The sequence below is a fragment of the Phenylobacterium sp. genome, assembly GCF_036563285.1.
GTDB lineage: Bacteria > Pseudomonadota > Alphaproteobacteria > Caulobacterales > Caulobacteraceae > Phenylobacterium.
In genome coordinates, this window is sequence record NZ_DATCMR010000002.1 from 1 (window position 1) to 13,082 (window position 13,082).

The 13,082-nt window shown below is 69.3% G+C and carries 9 protein-coding genes; 4 read left to right on the plus strand and 5 right to left on the minus strand.

Annotated elements, in window-relative coordinates:
• Both VIL76_RS00355 and VIL76_RS00360 read right to left on the minus strand, forming a co-directional pair.
• Positions 1-1,377: Ig-like domain-containing protein (locus VIL76_RS00355; protein WP_332042989.1), on the minus strand; the 1,377-nt coding region annotated here is incomplete at its 3' end.
• A gap of 549 nt (positions 1,378-1,926) precedes the next feature.
• Entirely contained in the window at positions 1,927-3,291 is a 1,365-nt protein-coding gene (locus VIL76_RS00360; protein ID WP_332042990.1) for a sensor histidine kinase, read from the minus strand.
• Between the two features lie 239 nt (positions 3,292-3,530).
• Here VIL76_RS00360 and VIL76_RS00365 point away from each other — a divergent pair, with 239 nt between their 5' ends.
• From VIL76_RS00365 to VIL76_RS00375, 3 genes are read left to right on the plus strand one after another with little or no spacing between them, the layout of a single operon-like run.
• Positions 3,531-5,228 carry a DUF3363 domain-containing protein gene (locus VIL76_RS00365; RefSeq protein WP_332042991.1) on the plus strand — a complete coding sequence of 566 codons (1,698 nt, stop codon included), beginning with the start codon at positions 3,531-3,533 and terminating at the stop codon, positions 5,226-5,228.
• Positions 5,225-7,180 carry a conjugal transfer protein TraG gene (locus VIL76_RS00370; RefSeq protein WP_332042992.1) on the plus strand — a complete coding sequence of 652 codons (1,956 nt, stop codon included), beginning with the start codon at positions 5,225-5,227 and terminating at the stop codon, positions 7,178-7,180. Before VIL76_RS00365 ends, VIL76_RS00370 begins: the two co-directional genes overlap by 4 nt.
• Positions 7,177-7,638 carry a CopG family transcriptional regulator gene (locus VIL76_RS00375; protein WP_332042993.1) on the plus strand — a complete coding sequence of 154 codons (462 nt, stop codon included), beginning with the start codon at positions 7,177-7,179 and terminating at the stop codon, positions 7,636-7,638. Before VIL76_RS00370 ends, VIL76_RS00375 begins: the two co-directional genes overlap by 4 nt.
• A gap of 31 nt (positions 7,639-7,669) precedes the next feature.
• Here the strand turns inward: VIL76_RS00375 and VIL76_RS00380 are convergent, their stop codons facing one another.
• Positions 7,670-8,467, minus strand: a complete 798-nt coding sequence (locus tag VIL76_RS00380) for a DJ-1/PfpI family protein (protein WP_332042994.1) — start codon at positions 8,465-8,467, stop codon at positions 7,670-7,672.
• Positions 8,468-8,551: 84 nt separating this feature from the next.
• Here VIL76_RS00380 and VIL76_RS00385 point away from each other — a divergent pair, with 84 nt between their 5' ends.
• Entirely contained in the window at positions 8,552-9,496 is a 945-nt protein-coding gene (locus VIL76_RS00385) for a GlxA family transcriptional regulator (RefSeq protein WP_332042995.1), read from the plus strand.
• A 172-nt stretch (positions 9,497-9,668) separates the two neighbouring features.
• Here the strand turns inward: VIL76_RS00385 and VIL76_RS00390 are convergent, their stop codons facing one another.
• Both VIL76_RS00390 and VIL76_RS00395 read right to left on the minus strand, forming a co-directional pair.
• Positions 9,669-9,902, minus strand: a complete 234-nt coding sequence (locus tag VIL76_RS00390; RefSeq protein WP_332042996.1) for a hypothetical protein — start codon at positions 9,900-9,902, stop codon at positions 9,669-9,671.
• Entirely contained in the window at positions 9,899-12,832 is a 2,934-nt protein-coding gene (locus VIL76_RS00395; protein WP_332042997.1) for a PAS domain S-box protein, read from the minus strand. The genes VIL76_RS00390 and VIL76_RS00395 overlap by 4 nt, the downstream gene beginning before the upstream one ends.
• Between the last annotated feature and the right edge of the window lie 250 nt (positions 12,833-13,082).

Here is a 13,082-nt window from a genome sequence, read left to right on the forward strand (position 1 = left end):
CAGGGTCACGGTGGAGCTCGACTGGGCGCCGTGCTCGTCCTGCATGGTGTAGGTGAGGGTGACGGTCTCGCTGACGCCGAGCGCCAGGTGGTCGAAGTCCGCACCCGGGTTGAACGCCAGCTTGTTGTCGACGATGGCGACGGAGCCCTTGCCGGCCGGCGCGCCGACCGCAACCAGGGTGAAGACGTGGCCGTCGTCGACGTCGGTGTCGTTGGCGAGCACGTCGACCGTGATCGCCTGGTTCTCGGTGGTGGAGGCGGCGTCGGCCACGGCCACGGGGCCGTCGTTCGTGCCGGTGACGGTCACGGTGACCGTCGAGGTCGCCTGCGCCCCCTGGTCGTCCTGCATGGTGTAGGACAGGGTGACGGTCTCGGTCGCGCCCTGGGCGAGGTGGTCGAAGGCCGCGCCCGGGTTGAACACCAGCTGGTTGGCGACGACCGAAGCCGAGCCCTTGCCGCTGGGCGCGGTGGCCGACACGAGGGTCTTGGTCGCGCCGTTGTCCACGTCGGTATCGTTGGCCAGCACGTCGAGCGTGAGCGTCTGGTTCTCCGCGCCCGCGCCGCTATCCGCGTTGGCGACCGGACGATCGTTCGTGCCGGTGATCTTGAAGGTGACGGGCTGGGTGGATGCCGCGTTGTTGTTGTCCTTGATGGTGACGTTGTAGGTCACCATCAGGGTCTCGCCTGCGGCCAGGAAGTCCGTGAGGTTGTCGGCGAGCGAGAAGTTCACGCCGACACTGCCGACGCCGCTTCCGGTGGAGTCCGTGACCGTTGCGCTGGCCGCGGCGGCCAGCGCCGCCAGGGTGGCGGCCGGGATGACGGCGCCCCCGGACCAGGTGGCGGCGGGTGCGCCGAGGCTGACGGTATGGGTGTCGTTCAGGTCCAGGTCGGTGAAGCCGAGCGTCGCCGAGGATGCGATGACGCCCGCTCCGTCCGTGGCGCCGGCGATCTCGCTGAGCGCGTGGACCGCCGTGGTGTCGGCCGCAAGGACCGGCCCGTCATTGGTCCCCGTGACGGTCACGGTGACGGTGGCGGTGCTGAGCGCGCCGTTCGCCAGGCGGATCACGTAGGTGAAGGTGTCGGTGGCGGTCTGCCCGGCCGCGAGCTTGTCGATCTGCGAGCCGTTGGCGACGTAGCGGACCTTTCCGTCCACCATGGTGACCGTCGCGCCCAGCGCGGTCGTGGCCGTGGTAGCGACCGTAAGCGGATTGGACTGATCGACAGAGTAAAGGGACTTGGCGCTCCCGCCCAGGTCGTTGGCCATCACGTCGATCACAAAGACGCCGTTCTCGGCCCCGCTGGCGACGTCGTTCTTCGCCTGCGGCGTGTTCGAGATGCTTACGGCGGCGCCCGGATTGGTGTTCGGATCGGTCGGCATTTAGTCCCCCAGATACAATGGCTTGCGCATGGTGAGGCCACGCGTTTTCGTCGCCGCAATCAGCGGCGTTGTTCATGCTTGCCCTGGGTGATGGTCCCCCGGCCCGGACAGCCCCTCGGCGCACAGCGGTATCCGGTATCCTTCCGCGCACAAACCTTTTTTTCGAAAGCGCCCAAATGTCGCAAGAATTTCAGCGTGCGGTTGCGGAACTTCTTCTGAAATTCAACCTGAGAACCAGTCGACAGAAGGCTGCTCAACTATTTGGCTCAGTCCTGGTCTGGAAAATACTAGCGCGTGTATTCGTCTCGGACAGGGCTGGCGTTCGCCTGGGGCGCGAGCAGAATCAGGGCGCACGTCGTGGAGCCGAGGGCGCTAGCGCAAGGAGAGGCGGCTTCGCTGGCCGCCCAGCCAAGCGGGTCGCGAGAGAGGCAGCCACATCGTTCCTGGTAAGCGCTGTGCGCCAGAGGCTGGCGGCGGACCGACACACTAGCTGCGCCCACACAGCGCCGGAGGTGTGGTTTGGATGTTCGGTGCGCAAGGGCGCGGTCCTCAGCCGGAGCGCCCCTCAAGCCTGAACACGAGGCCGTTCGGCAGGTAGGCCGCTTCGGCATGACCGCCGAGATCGCCCCTGGCGAGCTTCTCGATGAGCCTGCCCCCGAAGCCGGATTGCGCCGGCGGCGTGACCGCGGGCCCTCCGCGTTCGGTCCAGACCAGGGAGAAGGCGCCTTCCTGGGGGACCGTCCAGGCGATGTCGATGCGACCTTCAGGAGTCGAGAAGGCGCCGTATTTCGCGGCGTTGGTGCAAAGCTCGTGGACGATGAGCGCCAGCGCCACGGCCCCCGTCGTCGAAAGGTTCACGGAAGGACCGTTGATGCGCACCCGCCCTTCGTGGGTGGCGAGCTCGCGCTGCAGCACCACGCTGAGCTCGGCGCCCGTCCAGGCGGTCTGCGTCAGGACATCGTGGGTGCGCGCCAGCGCCATCAGCCGGCCCTCGAAGTCCTGCATGAACTGCCCGAGCCCGCGCGCCCTGCGCGCGCTCTGCGCGGCGATGGATTGCACCGTCGCCAGGTTGTTCTTCACGCGGTGGTTCAGCTCGGCGACCATCATGGCCTGCTTCTCGCGGCTCTCGACCTCCTCGGTGACGTCCTGCACGGTCCCGAGCACGTGGCTCGGTCGGGAGTCGGCGTCGAAAAGCACCTGGCCGTGGCCGCGGATCCAGCGCCGTCGTCCGTCGCGGCCTACGGCGCGATGGACGACCGTGTAGCGGCCGCCGTCCTCCCCGAGAAGCGCCGCATCGAGGCGCGCGCGCATGCCCGGGATTTCCTCGGGCTCCAGCCGCGAGACGTAGGTCGCGTAGTCGATCGGCGCGTCGGGCGCGACCCCGAAGAGCTCCCGCGTGCGGGAATCCCACCGGACCGAGTCGGCCGCCAGGTCGAACTCCCAGAGCCCGAGGCCCGCGGCGCTGAGCGCCAGGTCCAGGCGCGCCTGCTGGCGCTCAGCCTCCAGCTGCGCCTGCGTACGCTCGGTGACGTCGACGAGGACGAACGAGACACGGGGCTTCTCACCCGGGATCGGCGAGAAGGTGCCGAGGAACCAGCCCGCGCGCCCCTGGTGATCGAAAGGATACTCGCGGGTGATCGTCCGCGCCTGGTCCCAGCAGCGGCGCAAGGTGGCGAGCCGCAGGGAGATATGGGCTTCCGAGACCCCCAGCTCGCGGCCCGTACGTCCAACAAGGTCGTGGGGCTGCAGGCCGTAGAAGGCGGCTACGCTCGGGTTTGCGAGCAGGTACCGGTAATCGTTGTCGAGCAGCTCGAAGGCTCCGGCCATGAGGCCGGAGCTCTCGAACATCGCATGCCATAGCGCCGCCTCGGCCGGGTCGCGGGAGTCCGCCCGGATGTCTGATGTGGAACTCACGCTGCGGACCTCACCATTCGACCGACCTAAGACCATGCCGCGCCGCGGAATGGCAATGGCCGCGGCCCAGTCGGGGCGCGCCCGTCTGGCCCCGCCAAGAGCTCGGCTCTTCTCCCGCTCGGCTGAGGGGGCGGCCTATTTCGCCTTCTCGAACCGCCTGTCCAGAAGGCGGGCAAATTCGCAGGGCGGCGGGGAAACGTCGGAGGGCCGGAAGCGCCGCCTTTCGATAGCTTCAGGGTATGACTGTACAAGAGGATTTCCGGGTTCGGCCGGGACGCATCGGCGCCCGCGGGGCGCGCAGCCGGGCGTTCGTGGCGCAGGTGCTGCAGGCGGCCGTGAAGGCCGGCTACGTGGCCCGGCGCGGCGGCGTCGGGCGGCGCGCTGCGGGCCGCGGACGGGGGGCGGCGATCGTCGCGGGCCTGCGGAGCCCGGCCAGGCGCGTCATCGTGAAATCGCGGATCGTCCGCCATGCGGGGCGCAACTGGCGGGCCGCGCCGCTCGGGGCCCACATCGCGTACCTGAAGCGGCACGGCGTGGACCGGTCGGGCGCCGACGGCGGGATGTTCGATGCGCGGGGGGCGGCCGACGAAGGAGCCTTCGCCGAGCGCTGCGAGGGCGATCGCCACCACTTCCGGTTCATCGTCTCGCCGGAGGATGCCGCCCAGCTGCAGGACCTGAGGGGCTTCGCGCGTGACCTCATGCGGCGCGCGGAGTCGGACCTGGGGACCCGGCTCGACTGGATCGCGGTGGATCACTGGAACACCTCGCACCCGCACCTGCACATCCTGGTGCGTGGGGTGGACGGCGATGGCGCCGACCTGGTGATCGACGGCCAATACCTGTCACGGGGCCTGCGGGCCCGGGCGGAGGGGCTGGTGGCCCTGGAGCTGGGACCGCGCACCGCGCGGGAGGTGGCCGCAGGGCTCGAGCGCGACGCGGTCGCCGAACGCTGGACGCGGCTGGACGCGCTGCTGGGGGCGCAGGCGCGCGACGGCGTCGTGGACCTGCGGCCGGGTCCCGGCGCGGTCGAACCCTCGCTGCGGCTGCTGCTGATCCGGCGCGCCGAGACCCTGGAGCGCCTAGGGCTGGCGTCGCCCGAGGGGGTGGCGGTGTGGCGTATCCGGCCCGACACCCAGGCCGTGCTGCGCGAGCTTGCCGAGCGCGGCGACATCATCGCGAGCCTGCACCGGGCGGCAGGGGAGGGGCGCCGGCTCGAGGACCTGCGGCCCTATGCCGACCAGGCCGAAACGCCGGTCCTGGGGCGGCTGGTGGAGCGGGGCCTGCACGACGAGCTCACCGGCCGCGCCTATGTGATCGTGGACGGGGTCGACGGACGGCTGCACCACCTGCGCCTGCGCGACCTGGAGGCGGCGGGCGACACGCCCGTCGGCGGCATCGTCGAGAGCCGGACGGTCGAGGACGGCGTGAGGCTGCTGCACCGCGCGGATCTGTCGGTGGGGGATCAGGTGGGGGCCTCGGGAGCCACCTGGCTGGACCGCCAGCTGGTGGCGCGAGAGCCCGCGCATCTGGGTGACCGCGGATTTGCGGCGGAGGTGCGCGAGGCGCTTGCCGCACGGGCCCGGCGTCTGGTGGACGAGGGGCTTGGCTCCGAGGGCGCAAGTGGACGGTTCCGGTTCGGGCCGGACCTGCTCTCGCGCCTGCGGACGCGGGAGCTGGCGGCCGTGGCCGCTCGGCTGTCGCGGGAGACCGGCCTGCCGCTGCTGCCGGAGTCGGACGACGGACGCGTGCGGGGACGCTATGTGCGCCGGCTCGACCTGGCGTCGGGACGCTTCGCCATGCTGGAGGACGGGCTGGGCTTCCGCCTTGCGCCCTGGGCGCGGCTGCTGGACCGGCGGCTCGGGCAGGAGGTGAGCGGTACTCTCGTCCGCGGCGGTGTCGACTGGGATCTCGGCCGCCGGCGGGGACTGGGCCGGTGAGGACCCCCGCTGCAGTCTGGGGGACGAAGGTGCTCTGGGGCCAGGTGCTCGCCGTAGCCGTCACCGTGGCGGCCTTCCTGGAAGCGGCGACCCAATGGACGGCCTGGAGGCTCGCGTTCCAGCCGCAGCTCGGCGCGCCCGTGTTCGAAGCGCTCGGCTGGCCAGTGCACCCGCCGTGGCGGATCTTCGCCTGGTGGTTCGCCTACGAGGCCTACGCGCCGGGTGTGTTCCTGGTCGGCGGCGGGATCGCGGCCTCGGGCGCCGTGGCGGCTGTCGCGGTCGCGGTGGCCATGAGTCTTTGGCGGGCGCGGGAGGCGGAGAACGTCACCACCTATGGCTCTGCACGCTGGGCGAGGCTTTCGGAGGTGCGGCGGGCGGGGCTCTTCGGCGCCGACGGCGTTGTCCTCGGGCGGTTGGCGGGTCGGTACCTTCGGCACGACGGCCCGGAGCACGTCCTCTGCTTCGCGCCGACGCGGAGCGGCAAGGGCGTCGGGCTTGTGGTCCCGACCCTGCTCACCTGGCCCGGCTCGGTCCTGGTGCACGACATCAAGGGCGAGAACTGGATGCTCACGGCCGGCTGGCGGGCGCGTTTCGGGCGGGTGCTTCGCTTCGATCCCACGGATCCGGCGAGCGACGCCTGGAACCCGCTGATGGAGGTCCGCCCCGGCGAGGCAGAGGTGCGCGACGTCCAGAACATCGCCGACATCCTGGTGGACCCGGAAGGCGCCCTGGAGCGGCGCAACCACTGGGAGAAGACCAGCCATTCCCTGCTCGTGGGCGCGATCCTGCACGTGCTCCACGCCGAACCGGACAAGACCCTGGCCGGGGTGGCGGCGTTCCTGTCGGACCCCGGGCGACCCATCGAGGCCACTCTGCGGCGGATGATGGTGACGCCGCACCTGAAGGACGGGGTGCACCCTGTCGTCGCGCAGGCCGCCCGCGAGCTGCTCAACAAGAGCGACAACGAGCGCTCCGGCGTGCTGTCCACCGCCATGAGCTTCCTGGGCCTCTACCGCGATCCGGTGGTGGCGCGGGCGACAGGCCGCTGCGACTGGAGGATCGCCGACCTGGTCGAAGAGGCTCGGCCGGTGAGCCTCTACCTGGTTGTGCCGCCCAGCGACATCAGCCGGACCAAGCCGCTGATCCGGCTGATCCTCAACCAGGTCGGCCGGCGGCTGTCGGAGGACCTGGAGGCGCGCTCACGTGGGCGCCGGTTGCTGCTCATGTTGGACGAGTTCCCCGCCCTGGGCCGGCTGGATTTCTTCGAGAGCGCCCTGGCGTTCATGGCGGGCTACCGGCTGAAGGCCTTCCTCATCTGCCAGAGCCTGAACCAGCTGGAGAAGGCCTACGGCCCGAACCACGCCATCCTCGACAACTGCCATGTGCGGGTGGCCTTCGCCACCAACGACGAGCGCACGGCCCGGCGCGTGAGCGACGCCCTGGGCGCCGCCACCGAGCTGCGCAACATGAAGAACTACGCCGGCCACCGGCTCGCGCCCTGGCTGGGACACCTGATGGTGAGCCGGCAGGAGACGGCGCGGCCGCTGCTGACGCCGGGCGAGGTGATGCAACTGCCCGCGGACGACGCGCTGGTGCTGGTGAGCGGCTGTCCCCCGGTCCGGGCGAAGAAGGTCCGGTACTTCGCGGATCCGCAGCTCCGGGCGCGCATCCTGCCCGCGCCGCCGCTCGATGGCGGTTCGGAATGGGCGCGCTACGCACCGGAGCCTTGGTCGGCGTCCGCGACGGGCCTCGCATCAGCGCGCCTTCAAGACGGTGAAGGGACGGGGCTCGGGCAGGACCAGGAGACGGAGGGCACAGAGCCGCCTCTCGGGGCGCCGGAGCTCGAAGCCGAGATCGAGCCGGCGCTGAAGCTGGAGGTCGCCGCGGGGCCGCCTACCCCGGCGCGCGATCACCGGCGGGGCGTGGAAGCAGACGACGGGATCCCGCTGTGAAGGGCAAGCTCGTCCAGACGAAGGTCTTCCTGCCGTACGACCTTGTGCGGGACCTCGACGCCCGCTCGAAGCGGCTGAGGATCACCAAGTCCGAGCTGGCCCGGACCGCTCTCGCCAGCTGGCTTTCGCCGGATGGGCCGGAACAGCTCGAGGCGGCGCTGGTGAAGCGGCTGGACCGCCTTTCGCGAGCCATGGAGCGGCTGGAGCGCGACCTCGCCATCTGCAACGAGGCGCAGGCCCTCTTCATCCGCGCCTGGCTGACCGCGACGCCGGCGGCGCCGGAGGGCCCCGCCCGCCTGGCCATGGAGGCCAAGGGGCGGGAGCGCTACGAAGGTTTCCTGGAGGCTCTGGGGCGGCGGCTGGCCGCGGGGCGGACGCTTGCCCAGGAGGTGCTGGAGGATCGGCCGGGGTCCCGCCCTGAGCCACAGCACGCCGAAGCGGAAGACCGCCAACCGTGAACGGCGGGCCGCCTCGCTTCGACGGGCGCCTCTAGAGCACGCGGAGGGCGGCGGCCTCGGCGGTGAAGGGTGACAGCGCCGCCTTCAGGAACTCGGCGATCTCCGGCCGCGCCGTGCGCAGCGAGCCGCCGCGGATCGGCGGCTGCGGGTCGTACTCGGCCAGCAGGACCGCCGCTTCCGCCGCGGGACGCCCCTGGATCTCGGCCACCAGGCCCGAGCCGAAGTCGAGGCCTGCGGACACGCCCGCGCCGGTGATCACATTCCCATCCCGCACCACGCGCTCCCGCACGGGGATGGCCCCGAACTTCTCGAGCAGAGGCACGGCGGCCCAGTGGGAGGTGGCGCGGCGTCCCTTGAGAACCCCCGCAGCGCCGAGGATGAGGGAGCCCGTGCAGACGCTGGTCACGTAGCGGGCGCGGGCCGCCCGGTCGCGCATGAAGGCGACGGTCGCAGCGTCGCGGGCGGCGGCCACAGTCCCTGCCGTGCCGCCGGGCGTGAAGAGCACCGTGAGCTGGTCCGGGCAGTCCTTCATCAGGGTGGTTGGCTGGATGGCCATGCCAAGGTCGCTGGGCACCGGCCGCAGGTCGGCCTGATTGGTGACCAGGTGGACCTTCGCTCCCGGCATCGAGGCCAGGAAGTGGTAGGGCCCCACGAAGTCGAGCGCAGTCATGCCCGGATACAGCAGCATGGCGATCTGCTCGACGCCGCCGGGCCGAAGGCCCGCCTTCGTGGCCAGGGTGCGGATGTCGGCCTGCGGCGCCTGAGCTGCCGACGGGCCGGCTGCGGCCAACCCCGCCGCCGCGGTGATGAGGGTGCGTCGCGTCATCATCGTCAGATCCTTCCTGTCTCGATGGGAGCTTGACTACGACGGCCCCGCAATGACCTAAAGGTCATAGATCGTGCAAAAAAGGTCATGCCGGTGCGTGCCGTCACCTTCCTTGTCTTCGAGGGCTTCCAGCTCCTCGATGTGAGCGGCCCTGCCGCCGTTTTCGAGGTCTCGGCGCAATTCGGCGGCGCCTATGAGGTGAGCCTCGCGTCGGTGGCTGGCGGCCCCGTGCGGAGCTCCTGCGGCTTCGTGCTCCACACCGGCGTTTTCGAGCCCGGCTTCGGCACCCTGGTGGTGCCGGGCGGCGACACGGTCCGGGAGGGGCTGCGGGACGAGGCCTTCCTTGCCGCGATCCGCAAGGCTTCAGTCCAGGGACAACGCGTGGCGAGCGTCTGCTCCGGCGCCTTCATCCTGGCTGCGGCGGGGGTGCTGGACGGCCGCAGGGCGGCGACCCATTGGGCGGCCGCGGCGGACCTGAGGCGGCGTCATCCTGGGGTGCGTGTGGACGCCGACAGCATTTTCGTGGAGGACGCCGGCGTTTGGACCTCAGCCGGCGTGACGGCCGGCATTGACCTGGCGCTCGCCATGGTGGCGCGGGACCACTCAGACGCCGTGGCGCGGCGCGTGGCCCAGCAGCTGGTGGTCTACTACCGCCGGCCAGGCGCCCAATCGCAACACTCCGCTCTTCTCGACCTCGTGACCCCCGACAATCGCTTCGCGCCGGTTCTGCAGTGGGCGCGGGAACGGCTGGCCGAGCCGCTTCCCGTGGAGCGACTTGCTGAGCGCGCCGCACTCAGTCCACGGCAGTTCACGAGGGCCTTCACCGCGGCGACCGGGATGGCGCCGGCGAAGGCGGTTGAACGGCTGCGCGTAGAGACGGCGCGTTCCGCCATCGAGGCCGGCGCACGGTCCCTCGACGAGGTGGCCCGGCGTACGGGTTTCGGCAGCGCACAACGCATGCGCCGCAGCTTCGTGAAGCTCACGGGCCAGCCGCCCTCCTATCGTCGGGTGCGATCGCGCGAGGAGGCGTGACGCGTCTTCCCGTCCGACCCGGGCGGGCACGTGACGTTCTAGCTAGGGCCGAGCCGCGCGAGCTCCTCGGCGCAGACCTGGCGCAGGCAGCCCCTCAACCAGCGATGCGCCTCCTCAGGAGCAGCGGGATCAGACAGCGGATGTCCCGCTCTCGACCTTCCGACGTGGACGGTTACGCGGCGTCTGAACCTGGATCGATCCTCGCGTGCCAGCTTCGCGCCTCCTCCTCCTCACCGGGGTGGGCGAGGTCGGGGTGCTTCGCAATGAGTTCGAGACGATCGACGGACAGCTTCTCCCAGTGCTCCGCCATCTGCAGCATCATCTGACGCTGGTCCTCGGATGGCATCCCGGCGGCCAAGTGCCGGCACTCGTGGGCATGCTGGCGATACTCGGACGCCTTCTTCATCGAGGCTGCTCCTTGTCCAGGACGGCGCGAACCTTCCGGGCAAGGTCGGCGATGCTGAAGGGCTTGGGCAGGAAGTCGACACCAGCGTCGACCACCCCGTTGTGTACCACGGCGTTGCGGGTGTAGCCGGTCGTGTACAGCACCTTCACGTGGGGGGCCTGCGCGCGGATACGGTCGGCGAGCTGGCGCCCTGTCATGCCCGCCATGACGATATCCGTAAATACCAGGTCCAACCGCTTCAGCGTATCGATGACCCTCAGCGCCTCGTCCCCGCTTCCCGCCTGATAAACGATGTAGCCGAGCTCCTTCAGCGCATCGACGCTCATGGCGCGGACGCGCTCCTCGTCTTCCACCACCAGCACAACTTCCGTGCCTGTGCCGTCCGGAGCCGGACGCGCAGTGATCGTCGAAGGCATATCCTCGGCGGCTCCGACGTGGCGAGGGAAGTAGATCTTGACTGTCGTGCCCTGGCCGACTTCGGAGTAGACGCTCACGTGCCCTCCGGACTGCTTGACGAAGCCGTACACCATGGAGAGTCCCAGGCCCGTCCCCTTGCCAACCGGCTTGGTGGTGAAGAACGGGTCGAACACCTTCGCGACAACATCGGCGGGCATGCCATGGCCCTTGTCGCTGACCGCCAGCATTACATACTGCCCTGCGCTGAGGCCGATGTGGTCCCGTACATATTGGTCATCGAGGTGCGCGTTGGCTGTCTCGATGGTGAGCTGCCCCCCGTCAGGCATGGCGTCACGAGCATTCACCGCCAGGTTGAGAATGGCGCTTTCCAGCTGATTGGGATCCACGTTCGCGAGCCACAGGCCTCCGGCGAGCACAGTCTCGATCTCGACTGTCTCGCCCAGCGTCCGTCGCAGCAGTTCCGACATCCCGCCGACCAGCTTGTTGAGGGACGTCACCCTCGGGGTCAGAGGTTGTTGCCGTGAGAAGGCCAGCAGCCGCTGGGTTAGAGATGCAGCTCGCGAGGCTCCCTCGTGCGCCGCCTCGAGATACCGCTCCGCGCCCGGTTGACCCCGGTCCAGTCGGCGCCGAGCGAGGTCGAGGCTGCCGATCACGATGGCCAACATGTTGTTGAAGTCGTGAGCGACCCCGCCGGTGAGTTGCCCCACGGCCTCCATCTTCTGGGCCTGGCGCAGCGCCTCTTCGGTGCGGCGAAGCGCCTCCGCCGCGTCGCGTTCCGCGGTGACGTCCCGCGCGACCGCGTGGATGAAGCCCTGGTCCGGGACCGCCGTCCAGGACAAGCAGCGATAGCCACCGTCCTTATGCTGATAGCGGTTCTCGAAGCTGAACGTCGTCGCCCCCTCCGAGAGCCGGCCCACTTCCTTGAGCGTCGGCTCCACGTCGTCGGGATGCACAAGGTCGAGGAACTTGCGCCCGTGAAGCTCTTCGGGCGCCCATCCGAGCGCGGTTTCCCATGCCGGATTCGCCGAGACGATCGTGGCCTCGAAGTCGGCGACGAGCATCAACTCCGCCGAGAGGCGCCACATGCGATCGCGCTCGGCGGTGCGCGCCTCCACCTGCTCAGCTAGTTCTTCTGCGAATCTGGACTGGGTCGCCTGCGCCGCTTTCCTCTCGGTGATGTCGTTGAAAATGCAGATTGCGCCAGCGTTCCGGCCATCCCGCACCAGAGGCTCGACCCAGTATTCCACCGGGACAGCCGTCCCATCGAGTTTGAAGAAGTTTTCATCCGGTACGTGAGCGGCGCCCCCGCCGGCCGCCGCGATGTAAATGGGGCACTCTTCCTTCGGGTAATGGGACCCGTCTGGATGGGTGTGGTGGATCAGGTCGTGGAGCTTCCGGCCAACAGCGGCATCTGCACTCTCAAAGCCCAGGATCCTCAGGAAGGCCGGATTGCAGACTGTAGTGACGCCTTCGTTGTCGACGGCGTAAAAGCCTGCTGGTGCGGAGTTGAGGATCAACCGCAGGAACTCTTCGCTGTCTCGTAGAGCTGCTTCGATTTCAGTGCGTCGCCGAAGTTCCTCCTGTGCGGCCTGGTAGAGGCGCGCATTGTCGACTGCAATGGCTGCCTGCGCGGCTATGCCGATCATCACCCGCTCGTCCCGTGCGTCGAACTGCGCGGGCTCGCTGTGACCGAAAAACAGCCCCCCTATGATCTCTCCTGAACGAGACGCGACCGGGACGGCTAGGTAGCTCCGCACCGGGAGATGCCCCTCCGGCATCCCGTGGTGCGGGCCCATTTTGCCGTAGCGGACATCCTTGGTGATGTCGTCGGAGCGAACGATCCCCTCGCCGGCGAAGGTGGGATGGAAGACCGGGGTGGCGCGCGGCATGCCGAAGGTCTCGAAAGCCGACCTTGGGGCCCCGGACAGCGCATAGAGCATGTACGCTCCGCCGTCTTCGCGCAGGACATTGTAGAAGAAAGCACCGAACTGGGCGCCCGTGAGGGAGACCCCGGCGTCCACCACCGCCTGCACGATCCGATCAAGGTCGAACTCGGACGCGACGAGCGCGCCAGTGCTGTTGATGATCTCCAAGGAACGGACTTCTTCGGCGAGAGCAAGTTGCTCCTGCTTTCTCTCCGTGACGTCCTCCACACGCCCGCGCATGCCAAGGACGCTGCCCTGGTCGTCATAGCTTGGCCGGCCCGACGCCAATATCCATCGCAGCTCACCTGCCGGTGTCGTGATGCGGTACTCGATGCGGTACTGGTCTCGCTGGTCCACCGCCGCGGCGACTGCGGCAGAGGCCTTGGGAGCGTCTTCAGGGTGCAGCAGGCGCTCTTGCAACTCTGTCCATGTAATCGGCGTCCCCTCAGCGAGGCCGAAGATGCGATAGCCAGCTTCTGAGAACTGGACGTCGTCGCTCTTGGCGTCCCATGTCCAGACGCCGACTTCGCTGAAGTCGAGGGGTTCGATTGCGATCGGACGGTGCAAAGCCGGCGAGATGGTCGGCACGAACTACCCCAGGCCGGCGCTCACCGGCATAGACTGTCCAACCCGCCCCCGCTGAGCTGATTATCCTTTAGCTAGTGGCCATAGGGGGGACAAGTTCATAGTCGCGCCTGCAACCAGGCGGGTGGGCGGCTCCAGATGGCAGACAGCTGGGGGAAATGGCGACGACGGGGGCGTCGGTTGCGCTTGGAGCACCCCTCATTAGCCGCTCCGTCTGGCCCATGATCGACGACGACCTTCCGATACTGACGGC

Excerpts from the sequence above, each read along its gene's own strand:
- VIL76_RS00365 (WP_332042991.1), top strand. The coding sequence starts at position 3,531 with ATGACTGTACAAGAGGATTTCCGGGTTCGGCCGGGACGCATCGGCGCC.
- VIL76_RS00385 (WP_332042995.1), top strand. The coding sequence starts at position 8,552 with ATGCCGGTGCGTGCCGTCACCTTCCTTGTCTTCGAGGGCTTCCAGCTC.
- VIL76_RS00390 (WP_332042996.1), bottom strand. The coding sequence starts at position 9,902 with ATGAAGAAGGCGTCCGAGTATCGCCAGCATGCCCACGAGTGCCGGCAC.
- VIL76_RS00380 (WP_332042994.1), bottom strand. The coding sequence starts at position 8,467 with ATGATGACGCGACGCACCCTCATCACCGCGGCGGCGGGGTTGGCCGCA.